General features: G+C 41.4%; 15 protein-coding genes and 1 pseudogene. 11 read left to right on the forward strand and 5 right to left on the reverse strand.

Annotated features, from left to right (window positions below; translation table 11 throughout):
* The 11 genes from H6G75_RS24825 to H6G75_RS24875 all read left to right on the forward strand — a co-directional run.
* Positions 1-1,372, forward strand: a 1,372-nt coding sequence (locus tag H6G75_RS24825) for a PRC-barrel domain-containing protein (RefSeq protein WP_190982601.1), incomplete at its 5' end; no start/stop codon positions are given.
* A 198-nt stretch (positions 1,373-1,570) separates the two neighbouring features.
* On the forward strand, positions 1,571-1,843 hold the full coding sequence (locus tag H6G75_RS24830; protein WP_190982602.1) for a hypothetical protein: 273 nt from the start codon (positions 1,571-1,573) through the stop codon (positions 1,841-1,843).
* 92 nt (positions 1,844-1,935) lie between these two features.
* A complete protein-coding gene (locus H6G75_RS24835) occupies positions 1,936-2,421 on the forward strand; it encodes an allophycocyanin (protein ID WP_190982603.1) in 486 nt (161 codons plus the stop codon).
* Between the two features lie 243 nt (positions 2,422-2,664).
* Positions 2,665-2,919, forward strand: a complete 255-nt coding sequence (locus tag H6G75_RS24840; RefSeq protein ID WP_190982604.1) for an RNA-binding protein — start codon at positions 2,665-2,667, stop codon at positions 2,917-2,919.
* An 82-nt stretch (positions 2,920-3,001) separates the two neighbouring features.
* Positions 3,002-7,225: a chemotaxis protein CheB gene (locus tag H6G75_RS24845; protein ID WP_190982605.1), complete on the forward strand. Its 4,224-nt coding sequence runs from the start codon at positions 3,002-3,004 to the stop codon at positions 7,223-7,225.
* A gap of 115 nt (positions 7,226-7,340) precedes the next feature.
* The gene (locus tag H6G75_RS24850) at positions 7,341-7,664 is read left to right on the forward strand and encodes a response regulator (protein WP_242051633.1); all 324 of its coding nucleotides are present in this window, start codon (positions 7,341-7,343) and stop codon (positions 7,662-7,664) included.
* 58 nt (positions 7,665-7,722) lie between these two features.
* The gene (locus H6G75_RS24855; protein ID WP_190982606.1) at positions 7,723-8,682 is read left to right on the forward strand and encodes an orange carotenoid-binding protein; all 960 of its coding nucleotides are present in this window, start codon (positions 7,723-7,725) and stop codon (positions 8,680-8,682) included.
* Positions 8,683-9,055: 373 nt separating this feature from the next.
* Positions 9,056-9,508: a photosystem II assembly protein Psb34 gene (gene psb34, locus H6G75_RS24860; protein ID WP_190982607.1), complete on the forward strand. Its 453-nt coding sequence runs from the start codon at positions 9,056-9,058 to the stop codon at positions 9,506-9,508.
* Between the two features lie 215 nt (positions 9,509-9,723).
* On the forward strand, positions 9,724-10,167 hold the full coding sequence (locus H6G75_RS24865) for a hypothetical protein (RefSeq protein WP_190982608.1): 444 nt from the start codon (positions 9,724-9,726) through the stop codon (positions 10,165-10,167).
* A 473-nt stretch (positions 10,168-10,640) separates the two neighbouring features.
* On the forward strand, positions 10,641-10,985 hold the full coding sequence (locus H6G75_RS24870) for a hypothetical protein (protein ID WP_190982609.1): 345 nt from the start codon (positions 10,641-10,643) through the stop codon (positions 10,983-10,985).
* 136 nt (positions 10,986-11,121) lie between these two features.
* Complete coding sequence (locus tag H6G75_RS24875; RefSeq protein ID WP_190982610.1) at positions 11,122-12,669, forward strand: B12-binding domain-containing radical SAM protein; 1,548 nt, start codon at positions 11,122-11,124, stop codon at positions 12,667-12,669.
* Between the two features lie 181 nt (positions 12,670-12,850).
* Here H6G75_RS24875 and H6G75_RS24885 read toward each other — a convergent pair.
* The 5 genes and pseudogenes from H6G75_RS24885 to H6G75_RS24905 form a co-directional block, all read right to left on the reverse strand.
* Positions 12,851-12,991 (reverse strand): annotated as a pseudogene (locus H6G75_RS24885) (RNA-guided endonuclease TnpB family protein); the annotation flags it as partial.
* A gap of 2 nt (positions 12,992-12,993) precedes the next feature.
* Positions 12,994-13,392, reverse strand: a complete 399-nt coding sequence (locus H6G75_RS24890; RefSeq protein WP_190982612.1) for a hypothetical protein — start codon at positions 13,390-13,392, stop codon at positions 12,994-12,996.
* 183 nt (positions 13,393-13,575) lie between these two features.
* Positions 13,576-14,025 (reverse strand): hypothetical protein, encoded by a 450-nt coding sequence (locus tag H6G75_RS24895; RefSeq protein WP_190982613.1) that lies wholly within the window; start codon positions 14,023-14,025, stop codon positions 13,576-13,578.
* A gap of 426 nt (positions 14,026-14,451) precedes the next feature.
* Positions 14,452-15,054 (reverse strand): siphovirus Gp157 family protein, encoded by a 603-nt coding sequence (locus H6G75_RS24900; protein WP_190982614.1) that lies wholly within the window; start codon positions 15,052-15,054, stop codon positions 14,452-14,454.
* 397 nt (positions 15,055-15,451) lie between these two features.
* Positions 15,452-15,751 carry an HNH endonuclease gene (locus H6G75_RS24905; protein WP_071524687.1) on the reverse strand — a complete coding sequence of 100 codons (300 nt, stop codon included), beginning with the start codon at positions 15,749-15,751 and terminating at the stop codon, positions 15,452-15,454.
* Positions 15,752-15,760: the final 9 nt, after the last annotated feature.

The following is a 15,760-nucleotide window of genomic DNA, read 5'->3' on the forward strand; positions in this document are numbered from 1 at the left end:
CACGAGAATTCTGACCACTGAGGGACTCAACCTTGGCGGACTGGTTGATTTGTTCTTTGATGAGCATAGTGGACTGGTGGAAGGATACGAAGTTTCAGGGGGTATGTTTGCCGATGCTTACTCTGGGAGATCATTCATTCCTGCTCCCGAAACGCTGAAAATTGGTGCCGATGTTGCTTTTGTGCCTCCAGAAACTGCTCAAATGATGGCAGAACAAGTCGGTGGTATCCGAGGAGCCGTTAACGCAACTGAAGATAGATTCCAAGACTCGGCTGAGACTGCTAACCGCAGATTGCAAACAGCAGTTCAAACAGTAAATGAGCAACTGCAAAGCTCGGTAGAGAACGTGAACCGTAGTCTACAGGAAGCAAGGCAGAATGCAAGTGAGCAATTGCAGACCGCAACTGATGCTACTAGCAGCAAACTGCAAGACTTGAATCGAGATGCGACTGCTTCGCTGACAAATAATCTGATTGACCCTGCGGAGCAAAAGGTATATGTGATTGGCAAGCACGTTGAGCAGGATGTGCTGACTCCAGACGGAAATGTATTGCTACTGCAAGGGCAAGAAGTCACCCTAGTCGATGCAGAAGCGGCCGATCGCCTGGGTATCCTTGATGAACTCTATCGAGCCACTGGTGGCAGTCTAACTGCAAACATCAGCCGCAATATGCAAGCAACAATCCAATCCACTAGCAATCGAATGGGGAGCGCAACTCACAGTAGCGTCGCTAATCTGCGTCACTCGGTTGATGGGCTGGCTGCACACGTGGCAATCCAGCAGGCAAAAGGGCGTAGAGTCCTGCAAACAGTGCGTGCTAACGATGGCTTAATTATTGCAGCATCTGGGCAGATTGTGACCGAATCCGTCCTTGATCGTACCCAGACTTACGGTAAAGAAGCAGAATTACTCAACGCTGTCGGTCTAGATCTGGCAACCGCAGTTCGTTCTAGTGCTAATGACACATGGTTAGAAACCAAAGTTCAACTGCGCGAGGGGGCAAATATTGCTCAAGAGAATCTCAACACTTTTTGGCGAACCTTGAAAAAGCAGTCTGAAAATCTACAAGGACGCAGTACACGCGCAATGAAGAAGCAACGGATTGAACAAGCATTGGGTCGTCCAGTTACCCGTGTCATTCTTGACCCAGAAGACAACGTAATTCTCAATGTGGGCGAACTGATTACCCATCGCGCCGTCCGTCAAGCTGAAGAAAGTGGAGTTTTGAATATCTTGTTAAGTTCAGTTTATACCAAGGAGCCAGAAATCTCGGACAAGGAGTTACGTGCATCAGAACATGGAATGGCAGCTTTGGTGCATCACGGTAATGGGCGATCGCAACTTGAATCTAAATCAATCGTAGTCAACTAATGCTAGATTTTAACACCTTAACTATCCTGCCACACAGAGGTGTTAATTTCGGCATCTAATACCATTTCACTTTAAAAATGATACATATCGGCTAGCAGAGGAAGCAGAGGAAGTGATTTGTATCAATAATTTCGTGAATTAGTATAACTAAAGTACCTTAGTGTTGAGCGACTAAAGCTATCAGGAGTTTAGGCAACAATGTATAAACCAATCCTAGAAAAAGATGGGACTAAATTTGATGGTGGAATTACTCTACAGTGGTATGTGGCAGTACATTCCCACCCTTTAGATCAAAGAAATTATTCTTACGCGATCGCTATCGATAACGTATTAGAGCGTAACCCATCCCCTATTGCAGACTTTGACTCATGCTTGTTTGGTTGTTATGAAACACCGGATCAAGCACTGAATGCCGCAGTTGAGGAAGCAAATAAGAAAGTTGTGTCGCCAGAAATATTACAGAACAGATGATTGGCTTAAATAGTAATGCATTAAGCAACAGTTACACAAATTGGAAACATTGCCTTCTATCCTGATTGTGTAACTGTTTTTGCCACACAACAATGAGTATTATTACCAAAATGATTCTAAATGCAGATGCAGAGGTTCGCTATCTCACTCCTGGAGAACTAGACCAGATTAATATCTTTGTTAAGAGCAGTCAGCGCCGTTTGCAACTTGTGCAAACTTTAACTCAAAGCCGCGATCGTATTATTAAGCAAGCTGGAAAGGAACTGTTTCAGAGGTTTCCACGCCTTGTTGCTCCTGGTGGCAATGCCTACGGCGAAAGTATGACTGCCACCTGCCTGCGGGATATGGATTACTACCTGCGGTTGATTACTTACAGTGTAGCGGCTGGAGATACTACACCCATTCAAGAGATCGGGATTGTTGGTGTTCGCCAAATGTATAGATCTCTTGGCACCCCAATTGATGCGGTTGCTGAAAGTGTCCGTGCTATGAAGAACATCACTACCTCAATGTTGTCTGGAGAAGATGCAAGCGAAGTTGGCACTTACTTCGACTACTTAATTACTAATCTCCAATAGGCAGACAATAACAATCACCAGGAGAGCGATGTCTAGCGACGAGCCGTTTATACCATTTCTCTCCTGCCTTCTGCCTTATCCTGACGATAAATATTCACGATGACCTACTTGTGTCAGTATTTGCTCAAGCAACCATCAACACTATTTCAATGCTCTAGATAGAAACTTTATTTTCATCAGCATCGCGTTTGGAAAGAGTGGCATTATTTACAGAATTACTATTATTTAATTAGGAGATATTTTATGTCAGTTTATATTGGGAATTTATCGCATGAAGTGGAAGATAATGATATTAGGCAAGTTTTTTTAAAGTATGGCTCTATTAAGAGACTTGTAGTTTCTACTAACCAGAAAACGGGTGAAAAGAGAGGCTTTGCAGTTATAGAGATGGAAACAGACGCTGAAGAAATTGCAGCAATTCATGGGTTAAGAGGCACTGAGTGGATGGGTTATAGCCTTAAAGTTAATAGAGCTAAAACCATTGCGGATGTAAGTTAGGAGACAAACTTTGCTACACTAGCGATACAACTATTGAATACACTAGAAAGTTAAATTTTCTAGCATTGTATTCACGAATACAATGAACTCTCACCAATCTTCTGAGTCATCACCATCGGATTCTATTGCTGTTGAACCATTGACACAGAAGCAGCAAGATAAAAACAATGAATTATTTCCTATAGTCGGAATTGCCGCATCTGCGGGAGGGTTAGAAGCATTTACGCAGCTACTGAATCACTTACCAATCGATACTGGAATGGCATTTGTACTGATTCAGCACTTAGATCCAAATCAGAAGAGCCTGCTGACGGAGATTCTGGCGAAGACGACACAAATGCCTGTCCGTGAAGTGCAAAATGGGATGTTTGTCGAACCGAACCAGGTATATGTCATTCCGCCGAACACGAAGATGACGCTGTCTCAAGGGGTGTTGCAACTCATGCCCCGTGAGAAAATTCATGGGAAATATATGCCTGCTGATGCTTTTTTTGCTTCGTTGGCGGCAGAAATAGGAAGCAAAGCCATCAGTGTTGTCCTATCTGGAAGCGATGGAGACGGCGCACAAGGATCAGAAGCAATTAAGGCCGCCGGTGGCATTACCTTTGCTCAGTGTGAAGAATCGGCACAATTCAGTGATATGCCGAATACTGCGATCGCTACTGGTGATGTGGACTTTATTCTACCACCGCACAAAATTGCTGAAGAACTAGCAAAGATTGCTCGCCATCCCAACGTTACCTGTTCGATTTCTTCACAGACAGTTGAGCCACTGTCTAAAAGTGAGACTGCTTTGCCGGCAATCTTTGCAATGCTGTTCACCGCCACTGGTGTTGACTTTACGCATTATAAGCAAACGACTTTAAAGCGACGAATTGCTCGGCGGATGGTGCTGTATAACCTGGAAAGTTTAGAAGATTACGTGCAGTATCTGCAAAATCATCCAGATGAAGTGCAAGCACTGTACTATGAAATCTTAATCAGTGTCACCAGTTTTTTCCGTGATCCAGACGCTTATCAAGCTTTGAAAGAGCGAGTATTTCCGGTAATATCTAAGGGTCAGTCAGTTGATGAGCCGATTCGGATCTGGATACCAGGCTGTGCAACTGGGGAGGAGGTTTATTCAATTGCTATTTCCTTAATGGAATTTTTGGAGAATGTGCTTCCCAAACCTGTTATTCAAATTTTTGCGACAGACATTAATGAGACAGCAATTGAAAAAGCCCGCTTAGGTATCTACAAACCAAGCCAAATAGTTGATGTCTCACTAGAACGGCTAAGACGCTTCTTTAATCAAGTAGAGAGCGGCTATCAAATCAGCAAGCCGATTCGGGAACTTTGTGTTTTTGCTAAACAAAACCTCATCAGCGAACCGCCATTTTCTAATCTGGATCTCATTAGTTGTCGTAACGTCCTGATTTACTTTGAATCTGTTTTGCAAAAGCAGGTGATGCCCATTTTCCATTACAGTCTCAAGCCCACTGGGTTTTTGATGTTAGGTATCGCCGAAAGTGCAGGAGAATTTTCCAACTTATTTACTTTATTAGACAGAAAAAACAATATTTATACCAAAAAATTAATACCCACTCCACTTAACTTTAACTTTGCAACCAGCAACTATCCCGTAGCGAAAATAGCTGCTGATAAGTCCATGAGTCATAAGGTTTGGGATATTACTGACTTAAATAAACAGGCTGACCAGATTCTTTTGAATCGTTATGTCCCAGTTGGCGTGATGATTAACGACAATATGGACATTCTGCAATTTCGTGGAGAAACCAGTCCCTATCTGAGACCCGCCCCTGGAGATCCCAGTTTTAATTTGTTCAAAATGGCACGAAAAGGACTGCTAGAAGAGTTACGTACTGCGATTCATCAGGTAAAAAGGCAGAATGTTTCTGTGAGAAAAGAGCAGATACAGATGGAAGGGAGCGAGCCGTCTAGGAAAGTCAGCGTTGAGGTGATTCCGTTTCAGCCTGATTCAGTGGAAACTCGCTGCTTTCTTGTTTTATTTGAAGATGTACCTGCTCCAACAAATCCACAAGTGACCATCACACCTGGAAATGTAGAACAAGTAGGTAGCGAGGAAATACTCCGACTCCAACAAGAACTGGCAGCCACCAAGCAAGAGCTTGCTGCTACTCAAGAATATTTGCAATTGATTAGTCAAGAGCATGAAGCCACCACTCAACACCTGAAAGTGGCAAATGAAGAAATCCTCTCCAGCAATGAGGAACTACAAAGCACTAATGAAGAGTTGCAAACAGCCAAAGAAGAGGTACAAGCAACCAACGAAGAATTACATACAACTAATCAAGAACTGCAAAGTCGCAATCTCGAATTACACAATGTCAATAATGACCTGTTGAATTTACTCAGTAGTGTGAATATTCCCATTCTCATACTGACCAACGATTTACGGATTCGGCGTTTTACGCCAACAGCACAGCGTTTACTGAATCTGATTCCCACAGATGTGGGACGACCACTGAGCGATATCCGCTCCACTATTGACGTTCCTGATTTAGAGTCATTGTTCATAGAGGTGATTGACACCTTAACTGTCAAAGAACTGGAGGCGCAAGACCAAGAAGGGCGTTGGTATAATCTGCGAATTCGACCTTACAGAACTACGGAAAATCACATTGATGGCGTGGTGATGGTGTTGATGGATATTGATGCCCTCAAACGCAGTACCAACCAGTTGCAAGCAGCCCTTGATTACGCTGAAGCTGTGGTGGAAACTGTGCCAGAGCCTTTAGTAGTCCTCAATGCTGACTTACGAGTCATTAAAAGCAATCGGGCTTTTTACCAAATTTTTCAGGTAATGCCCGCCCAGACAGAACAGCAACTGATTTTTGAGCTAGGAAACGGTCAGTGGAATATTCCCCAACTGCGATCTATCCTGGAAGAAATTCTCACTCATAACACTCAAGTTGAAGGTTTTGAGCTTGGCTGTGACTTTAAAAAAATTGGTCAAAAGACTATATTGCTCAATGGTTATAAAATTTTACAGCCAGGCAATCAGCAGATGATTCTGCTGGCACTTCATGACATTACACAGCAGAAGTTGTTTGAGATAGAACGCGCCCAGCTATTGGCTCAAGAGCAGTCAGCCCGCCTGGAAGCAGAGGCATCTAACCGAACTAAGGATGAGTTTTTATCTATTCTATCCCACGAACTTCGCAACCCCCTCCACAGTATTCTGGGATGGTCTGATTTACTCCAGAAACAAAAGTTTGATACCGCTCAAATGAATCTTGCAATTGACATGATCCAGCGAAGTGCTAAAGCGCAAGTCCAAATGATTGAGGATCTTCTAGATATCTCGCGCATTACCACTGGCAAACTCCGTCTGAATATTTGTCCAATTGATCTCCGCTCTGTAATTGAGGCAGCCCTTGAGATAGTCAGATTATCGGCAGAAGCAAAAAATATTCAAATTGAATGCCACTTGCAACCCGTGATTGGAAAGGTACTGGGGGATGGGTCGCGATTGCAGCAGGTAATTTGGAATTTGCTTTCTAATGCCATCAAATTTACTCCTTCTGGGGGAAGTGTGATGATCTCACTAGAGGAAGTTAATTCCCAAGCCCAGATTCGAGTTAGTGACACAGGTATTGGTATACCTAATGACTTTCTCCCTTATGTCTTTGATCGGTTTCGCCAGGCTGACAGTAGCAAAACTCGTGCTAATCAAGGGCTGGGCATAGGGTTGTCCCTTGTCCGTTATCTAGTCGAACTTCATGGCGGCACGGTTCAGGCAGAAAGTCCAGGTGTAAACTTAGGGACAACTATTATTGTTAGGCTACCATTGAACGCCAATCTTGAGGAGGATTTTAGCTCTTGTGATCCAGGGGTGATAGATATTGCCGGCAACGCGGAAATATCCGTTGATAATATTCCTTCCCTGGAAGGTTTACACGTACTTGTTGTAGATGACGATGCCGATATACGTGAGTTAACGAAGATGATGCTACAAAATCACGGGGCTGAAGTAACTGCTATCGCATCCGCTGATGAAGCATTCTCAATACTCACAAGCCAACCAGGGTTGTATGATGTGCTATTGTCTGACATTGGGATGTCGAACCAAGATGGCTATACCTTGATCCGGCGAGTGCGCTCTCTTAGTGCTGAGGCTGGGGGACAAATTCCCGCAGCAGCAATGACAGGGTATGCCAGTAGTATTGATATCGAAGAATCTAGGAAAGCAGGTTTTCAAATGCACATTTCTAAACCCGTCGAGCTAACCCAATTGGTATTTATGGTTGCCAACTTAGCTAGACGAACTAAAAATGCTTGAAGATAACGGGAATTAAACATTTGTGAGGCAGAAACAAGCCTAAAAGCCATCCAAGGATAGAATCTCAACCCCACAAGCTCTGGAGATATTTGAGCAATGGCAACCTTATATAGTCGTGAGTGACATTAGCTTGCCAAAGGAAGATAGCTATGCCCTGATTCAAAAAGTGAAAAGCAAAGCGAAACAGCGAGGGCAAGTGGTGTTAGGGATTGCTGTGACAGGCTACGTCCATGAAAAGATATGTGAACGGTCTTTGTCTGCTGGATTTGACCTATGGTTTGCCAAACCCCTAGATATTGATGAATTCGTTGCTGTGCTTGTCTGTTTAGCTATTTGCCAACAGTCCTCATATGCGATCGCGCAACGGATTTTAGGTCATGTTCCTAGACATGGTGATTTAAGTCTGGAACAGCAGTTAGAACCGTCAGTTTCAAGTTAGCATCATCATTTTTGAAACACTATCAATTAATGTAATTTCGTTCTGGAGATTTTGAAAAATGTCGTTTACTATCGAATCTGCACGCTCTATTTTTCCTGAAACTCAAATTGCTAATGCAATTCCAGCTACGATTGAATCATGCAACCAACTTAGTGCTGAGGATCAGTTGGCTTTACTTTGGTTTGCCTATACAGAGATGGGAGTTACAATCACTCCTGCTGCTATGGGAGCAGCCAATATGGTCTTCGCAGAAAAAACCCTGACTCAAATCAAGCAGATGCCTGCTAGAGAGCAAACGCAAGTTATGTGCGATCTGGTTAATCATAGTGATATTCCCATTTGTCGTACATATTCATCTTTCGGTACGAATGTTAAGTTGGGCTTCTGGTATCAGTTAGGCGAGTGGATGAAACAAGGAATCGTTGCTCCCATTCCAGAAAGTTATGAACTGTCTGCACAGGCATCAGATGTCCTCCAAGCTATCCGTCAACTTGAAGGGGGTCAGCAACTCACCGTATTACAAAATATTGTCATCAATATGGGGTATGCCCCAACAGTTAGCACCCAAAAAGTCAAAGAACCTGTGGTTCCACCTAAAGATATCGCACTCAGAGCTAAGGTCAGCATTGAGGGTATCAACAACTTGACAGTCCTAAACTATGTGGAGAATATGAACGCCTTTGACTTCCAAGGGGCTGTAGCTTTATTTGCTGAAGATGGTGCCCTGCAACCCCCTTTTCAAGAACCGATTGTAGGTCAGGAGAACATCCTCGTCTATATGCGCGAAGAATGCTACGGACTCAAACTCATACCAGAGCAGGAGGTAGCTGAACCAACAGAAGGAGAATTTACCCAGATTAAAGTGACAGGTAAAGTGCAAACTCCCTGGTTTGGTGACAGTGTTGGGATAAATCTAGCATGGCGGTTCTTGCTCAATCCGCAAGGCAAAATTTTCTTTGTGGCAATTGACGTGCTGGCAACTCCCCAGGAACTACTTAACATGGGCTTTAGCCAGTAGAACAGGTTTGGGGTAGGCAGTATCTGGGTGGGTCTAGAGGAGTAGAGTTGGTAAATATTCTATTAGGAAGGGGCTATTTAGGTAGCGAGCAACCCATTTGCAGCAGCATAACCCTTTGAACCCCTGAAACACGGGGTTTTCTTTGTTTTTATCAAGCTCAATTATTAGCAATACTATTCGCTGAAGCTTGGGTGCAACATGAATTAAAGATTGATAGACAAGACCCCATATTTAGTTGCAACACAGTTTTTGGAACTTTTACAAAGGTAAAGATGTTTTTAATTAAAAAGATAAAAATAATATCACAAGTATTTTAATTTTGTAAATAATTTGTTATAATAATTACATATAACTTAAACACGAGGTCACGCCCATGCGCTACACCGATAAAGAAGGGAAGACCCTCAACCTTGATGATTGTATGACTGCTGACAGCTTCTTTATGGAAGCTGAAGTGTACATCTGCGAACCATTGGAAATGCATTTCAATAAAGAAGGAGATTTAAAAGCAGGAAAGAAACCGAACAAAGCGATCAGCTACGCTGGGCGGAACGCCATCGCACATCTTCGTAGTGATGGCAGTGAACTGATCCCCGCTGAAGTTCAAGCGCGTAGGCACAGAGACGGCAGTCAATTGCTGAATATGCCTCTCGCAACTGGCTACACATTAGATGATGAGGGAATGATCAATAACTACGCAATCCAGCCTGGTATGTCCTTGGCAGAGTATCCTTCACCAGAACAGCAACAGCGCTACATCTTCCAAGGGGCAGTAGCTATCCTGTTTGTTGCTCTGACACTGATGACTGCATTTGCTGTCAGCTAGGTTTAACAATAGCTAGTAGTCTATCGCATTAATCTTGATGGGCTACAATATCCCGGACTTCTGCAGAAGCCTGGGATCTGACCACCACTAACGACTGACAACTTATGCGATGAACCACTAATTAAAGTTTTGACAAACTATCGAAGGCAAATTTAGGAACATAATACAACGTAATTCTGAGCGTTTTTTCTGAGTTATGTTAACAAAAAAATGTGATGAATATAGATTTTTTAAAGAAAATTACTAGCTTATCTTTATTGCTACTTTGTCTTGCTTACGCTTTCTTTGGTTGGTATCTATCTACTTATCATATTATTTTGCTTGTAGTAAGTTTTATAGCAACTGTGGCTTTCTTTGGCGGTAGTAAAAATAGCTCTCTATTTGCGCGTTCGTTGAGTTTTTTTATTCCAAGTTCGTTTGTAATTTTTATTGTCTCTTTAATTATGAGTATATTCCTATTTGCTTTAGCAGTAAATAGCCCTATTTTAGGAATTCTCATTATCACACCGCTAGCAACTACTGTTTTAGCAGAATTAGAAATGCGTCTTACTGGTTTAAACAAACTAAATGCACTAGTAATTTTAACAATCATAGCTGGATTTGGTTTAATATTGGGCGAAATTATAGATGTCGTGCTTGTGCCAAGTCCTAGGTACTAAGTTATAGATACTGTCTCAATATAGCAGCCCTAAATTGATTAAAAAATAATTCGGGTAATAGCTTTTTAAATTATATTTTTTTATTTGTAATGATAGTTATAAAGGCTTATATTGCTTCTTGAAAACACAATATCTATAATCAGCTATCAATGATAAAGGAGACAAAAAATGCAAGTATTATCAAATGAATCGAGACAATTACTGACTCATAATATAACTGATAACAGCCAAGGAAATACAACTACATATACCTGGAACTCGGTGTGGAGCCACCATAGTTGCCCTTGCTGTTCATACGGGTTACTCCGTCATATAAGTAATGATGGTATTTACTGGCGTTGTAGCCATTGTTATCAAGAAATGCCCGTTTGGGACATATCTAAGTGCATAGCTAGCTACTCTAGCTTCCTGCCTCTACAAGATTTTCAAGCCAAACATCCATATTAAAATCTGGGAATTTAGCCAGGAAACTAATGCTCGACTTTAACACATTAACTGAATTCTCCAGCACTTACTGTATTGGCATTTGTGCCTTTCTAATTCCAGCCAACCTGCTTGCTACCTCATTGACAATAATTTTTACACTATTGCATCGTCCGGCTGTTCAGGTCTGGCAAGCTGCTGGAATTGCCAGTATCTTTGCTCTACTCATGATACTGCATGTACTTGCTTGGTTTATGATGGGAGTAGTTATGGCTCCTACATACATTTTGTTGGGTTTGGCAAGCATCTGTTTATTAGCAAATTTAGGGGCAATTCTTAGACATAGACGCTTTGTGAGAGCTGATAATTACAATACAGTTGATACCAGTATTTAACTCGCTTATTAACCGAGCTAAATACACTAAATTCTAGTAATCTAAGTTAATCAGCGTGTATCTTACTCTCCAGCGAGTGGGATGTTGAATATACCATTCAGTCTCAGCGAGGGATACAGTTTATTAGAGGTTTTTTATGAATATTTTGCTCCTGTATCCCCTTTTTCCAAAAAGCTTTTGGTCGTTTGAGAAGACCCTGGCATTGCTCAATCGCAAAGCGATGTTGCCGCCGCTTGGGTTAGTGACGGTTGCCGCTATTTTGCCGCAAGAATGGGAATTTAAGCTAGTGGATCGCAATGTACGCGAAGTTACCCAAGCAGAATGGGATTGGGCAGATTTGGTGATTCTGTCCGCCATGATCGTGCAAAAGGAAGATTTATTAAAGCAAATCCAGGAGGCGAAACGTAGAGGAAAACGGGTAGCAGTAGGTGGGCCTTACGCAACTGCATTACCTCAGGAAGTGATGGAGGTAGGGGCAGACTATTTGATTTTGGATGAAGGAGAGATTACTTTGCCCCTTTTTACCTGTGCGATCGCACGAGGCGAGCGATCGGGAACCTTTCGTGCAAATGGCGAAAGACCAGATGTTACCCATACACCTATTCCCCGGTTTGATCTGTTGGAATTTGATGCCTATGCAGAAATGTCAGTACAGTTTTCGCGCGGATGCCCCTTCCAGTGCGAGTTTTGCGACATTATTGTGCTTTACGGTCGCAAGCCGCGTACAAAAACACCAGAGCAATTACTTAAGGAACTAGATCGTCTCTACGAGTTGGGTTGGCGACGCAGCATTTTCATGGTGGATGACAATTTCATTGGCAATAAACGCAATGTCAAACTGTTCCTTAAAGAACTAAAACCTTGGATGGTAAAACATCAGTATCCTTTTTCCTTTGCCACAGAAGCCTCAGTCGATTTGGCAAACGACCAAGAATTAATGGATTTGATGGTGCAATGCAATTTTGGTGCTGTCTTTTTGGGGATTGAAACACCAGATGAAGCTAGTTTAACTCTAACCCAAAAACATCAAAACACAAGGGATTCTCTGAGTGAGGCAGTGAATGCGATCGCCAGATCAGGCTTGCGAGTAATGGCAGGATTCATTATTGGTTTCGATGGTGAAAAGGCGGGCGCAGGGTCGAGAATTGTACAATTTGTAGAACAAACATCTATTCCCACAGCGCTGTTTAGTATGTTGCAAGCATTGCCTGATACAGCTTTGTGGCATCGCTTAGAAAAGGAAGGACGACTCCGCACTAAGTCAGCTAACATCAACCAAACCACGTTGATGAATTACGTACCGACCCGTCCCTTAGAGGAGATTGCTCATGAATATGTAGAGGCATTTTGGCAATTATACGATCCAGCAAAGTTCCTTGATCGTGCCTATCGCCACTACCGAATTCTGGGCGAGGCGACTTATCCCAACAAAGGTAAAGGTGCAAAAAAACCGATTAATTGGGTAACGATTCGTGCCTTATTGACCATATGCTGGCGACAAGGTGTCTTTCGCAAAACCCGTTGGCAATTCTGGCGCAATCTTTGGAATATGTGTCGCTACAATCCAGGTGGCTTAAGTAGCTATCTGTCAGTTTGCGCTCAAATCGAGCACTTTGTGGAGTATCGCCAAATTGTCAAAAGGGAGATTAATGAACAAGTAGCGCAGTTTCTGGCATTGGGATAACAGCCAATGATAATTTTGCCGATCGAGATTATTCCATTTGGCATCTTGGTTAATGCAGTGTACGGTAGCAGTGAGGTTTATTTCAATGGAGTATTTCTCCTTTAGTCCTAAGACGATCTCTACTGCTGCGTTATCAACTCCCAATGCCATACCTGAATATAACTGGATGCGTTTTTGACATCAAATCGTATCTGCCAATTTCTCGGTTGTCCATCCAGTATTTTAGGCAAGCGTTACGAACAAAACGAGCAGTTTTAATTGCCTCATCCAGCGATTGATACTGCTGTTTTGTACCTTCCAGTTTTGCCTCAAATACCAACATTATTACGTTAAACTTGCTGACGTAATTATACCATCAACCGACTGCTTAATCTGGCTTAAGGCTATTAACATTTCTTCTCGATTGAGATGTCGTTTCTTGCCTGTTTTAGATACTTGGATAGCGTAACTCCATTTTATTCCAGCTTGTGAGCATCTTTTTCTTAACTGTTGAACAGTGATATGTTTGTTTGTAGAGCCTTGCTTTTTGTTAAATATCCGAAGTTTGGATTTATCAGTTAAGTTTTCGATTTTACTTACAGTGGGTTTTATAGATGTAGTGCAGTTGCAGTGCTTTTCAAAAGTGATAGATATCTCTAGCAAGAATTGAAAAATGAAGAAAATAGAAAATCCGTAAATAAGAATGTAGAGAAGCCCTGTTAGCATATTCTGTGCTAATTCCATTGTTTTAACTCCTGTTGATATAACTAGTAACTGGTTATTTGATGAAGCGGTATACCAGCTTTCTATTGATATCAAAGCGTGAGCTTGTGTAAATTTACTCTGAAGAAAAGGCTCGATAATAAATTAATGGTGTAACAGTGATGAAATATTTTGGGCTTGGTTTGCTTCGATAAAGATGCCACTCTACATATATTTAACAACTGTTCTAATATTATCAACTAACTGTAGTATCATTCCCAAAATAGCTTTCCAGCCTAGTATTATTCCCCAAAATCCGCTAACGAATAGACCAAGTACTGATTTAAGGAAGATAACTCCCCTGTAATTTATCTCGATATTTGATTCGGCTTTGGCATAGATAACACTATCCCCAATTTGATTTTTCAAATTCCTCACTTTTTGTTCTTCTTCTCTAATCCTTCTTTCTTCTTGCACTTTCCAGCCCCAAGGGACAAATCCCAAAATAATCGAAATGGGAAGATAGAATGGCCAGTTATATATGTAGCCCAGGGAAGCATAGATGATGAAAAAGGTTAGCCCCAAACCAGTACGCCAAATTAAACACCAAATAATAAACAAACTGTTGATAATAGCGTTACGGATAACTATACTTCTATTTTGATGATATGACATTTGAAGGTGGCTCCCGATAGCTAATATTTAATTTTTATTTATAGTGGTTGCATACCTTAACATCCAACCTAATGCTAGTTTGAATTATCATCTTTTTAGTTGGAAATTATAAATACATAATCAATTGCAATTACCTACTGAACCTCATCACAGAAGGTTAAATATACCAACCTATCGTAACGATGTTTGTACTTAGCCCGGTATAGTTGCTGTTGCTAAAATTAATATTTACTGTTTTACCGATTGTATCTTCACTGATTTTAAATCTAAGCAAAGTTTTGATGATTTTTTTAATAAATTTAAAATTGAGGTATAGTTTTTAAAAAAATAAAAATGATCAAGATTTGACTCTTAACCATTTGATGATATATTTGTAAAATGATGGGATATACCTATGTTTGATTTACATAGTTAAGGCGTATGCCATTAGTTGTGGTTTTTCTTGTTGCGCGTCTTAGTAGCTGATTGCACCTTAAACCGTACCTGTTTCCCAATAGTTATCTCAGCAACATTGCTAATATCTTTACCAGATTTATAGGCTTCAATAATTGCCTTATTATTAGCTTGGTACTTAATAACTCTAAATTCATCAGGAAAATCTTGATCGTCTACCTCTACTAGTAAGTTAGCGACTTTGGGCGGGTTATCCCTGATTTCAATTACCCTTTCCTTACCAATATTTTTGTCACTGATTAATCCAATCTCGTGTAGATGGATCAGGGTACGCTTGATTTGTTCAAGTTGAGTTTTACGACGTGAGATTACCTGGTCGTGGAGTTCGGCTACTCGCACTTTTCTTTCTTCCCAGGTTTCAAGGTCAAGATTTAACTGGTCAACTACCCAGGCGATCGCATCAATTTTGGTTTCGATACCATCTTGAACACTCATAAGTTCTTGTACGAGTTGTTCTACTTTACCTTCTTCGCCTAACTCGCTTGCTTCTTCTATCTGTGACCAGAGTTTAGCAGCATCTAAGCTTAACTCTTTGAGCGTGAGTTGATTGATTTCGCGTTCAATTGCTGGAGTCATAATTTACTTTTGATATGAAAAGCTAGTAGCAGTTACCTATTTACCTGCTACTGCTTGTTGACTAGGAAGAGTTGATGCTTGAAGGGATATTGAATCTAGTACCCGTACCGCAAGTGATAGTAATCTGACTTTTCTTGTGCTAATTCTGCTTCGTAGTCATAGTAATCCGCCTCGCTTAGTAAGGTGCTTATTTGTTGAATTTGCTGGGCAGAGGTTACTAATTTTTTGTTAGCTTTTAGATTAGAATTAGTAGTAGTTTTCATGTCTATACAACTTCAATTGTTCAATGAAGTTATTGCGTCAGCAAATGTTGCGATCTTGACTTAGAAAGATAATATTTATTTTTTACCTTTCTCATAACTATCTACTACTGATTTGTCTTTAACCACTGGCTTTTCTACCACAAAGATAGTTGTCCTGGTGATATATTTCCCCGTCGTCGCGTATGGAACAGCAGATGACAAGCTGTGCATAAAGCCGCGAGATTCTCGACTCGATTATCTTCGGGCAGATAATTCCAGTGGTGAACCACTAAAGTTTTAATACTGCGTTCTCTACGATTTAACCCATCTCTTTTATCAGTTGGGCGTAAGCATTGTATACCACAGCGCGTGCATTTCCAGTCGGATTTTGATTTGACCTCAAGTGCGATAGTATCCCAGTTTGAAGAATAGCGACTGCGGGTTTTGCTAGTCATTAATCAGTC

Source organism: Nostoc sp. FACHB-280 (assembly GCF_014697615.1).
Taxonomy (GTDB): Bacteria; Cyanobacteriota; Cyanobacteriia; order Cyanobacteriales; family Nostocaceae; genus Nostoc_B.

Excerpts from the sequence above, each read along its gene's own strand:
- H6G75_RS24855 (WP_190982606.1), top strand. The coding sequence starts at position 7,723 with ATGTCGTTTACTATCGAATCTGCACGCTCTATTTTTCCTGAAACTCAA.
- H6G75_RS24905 (WP_071524687.1), bottom strand. The coding sequence starts at position 15,751 with ATGACTAGCAAAACCCGCAGTCGCTATTCTTCAAACTGGGATACTATC.
- H6G75_RS24835 (WP_190982603.1), top strand. The coding sequence starts at position 1,936 with ATGAGTATTATTACCAAAATGATTCTAAATGCAGATGCAGAGGTTCGC.
- H6G75_RS24870 (WP_190982609.1), top strand. The coding sequence starts at position 10,641 with ATGCTCGACTTTAACACATTAACTGAATTCTCCAGCACTTACTGTATT.
- H6G75_RS24890 (WP_190982612.1), bottom strand. The coding sequence starts at position 13,392 with ATGGAATTAGCACAGAATATGCTAACAGGGCTTCTCTACATTCTTATT.
- H6G75_RS24840 (WP_190982604.1), top strand. The coding sequence starts at position 2,665 with ATGTCAGTTTATATTGGGAATTTATCGCATGAAGTGGAAGATAATGAT.
- H6G75_RS24845 (WP_190982605.1), top strand. The coding sequence starts at position 3,002 with ATGAACTCTCACCAATCTTCTGAGTCATCACCATCGGATTCTATTGCT.
- H6G75_RS24875 (WP_190982610.1), top strand. The coding sequence starts at position 11,122 with ATGAATATTTTGCTCCTGTATCCCCTTTTTCCAAAAAGCTTTTGGTCG.
- H6G75_RS24865 (WP_190982608.1), top strand. The coding sequence starts at position 9,724 with ATGAATATAGATTTTTTAAAGAAAATTACTAGCTTATCTTTATTGCTA.
- H6G75_RS24900 (WP_190982614.1), bottom strand. The coding sequence starts at position 15,054 with ATGACTCCAGCAATTGAACGCGAAATCAATCAACTCACGCTCAAAGAG.
- H6G75_RS24895 (WP_190982613.1), bottom strand. The coding sequence starts at position 14,025 with ATGTCATATCATCAAAATAGAAGTATAGTTATCCGTAACGCTATTATC.
- psb34 (WP_190982607.1), top strand. The coding sequence starts at position 9,056 with ATGCGCTACACCGATAAAGAAGGGAAGACCCTCAACCTTGATGATTGT.
- H6G75_RS24830 (WP_190982602.1), top strand. The coding sequence starts at position 1,571 with ATGTATAAACCAATCCTAGAAAAAGATGGGACTAAATTTGATGGTGGA.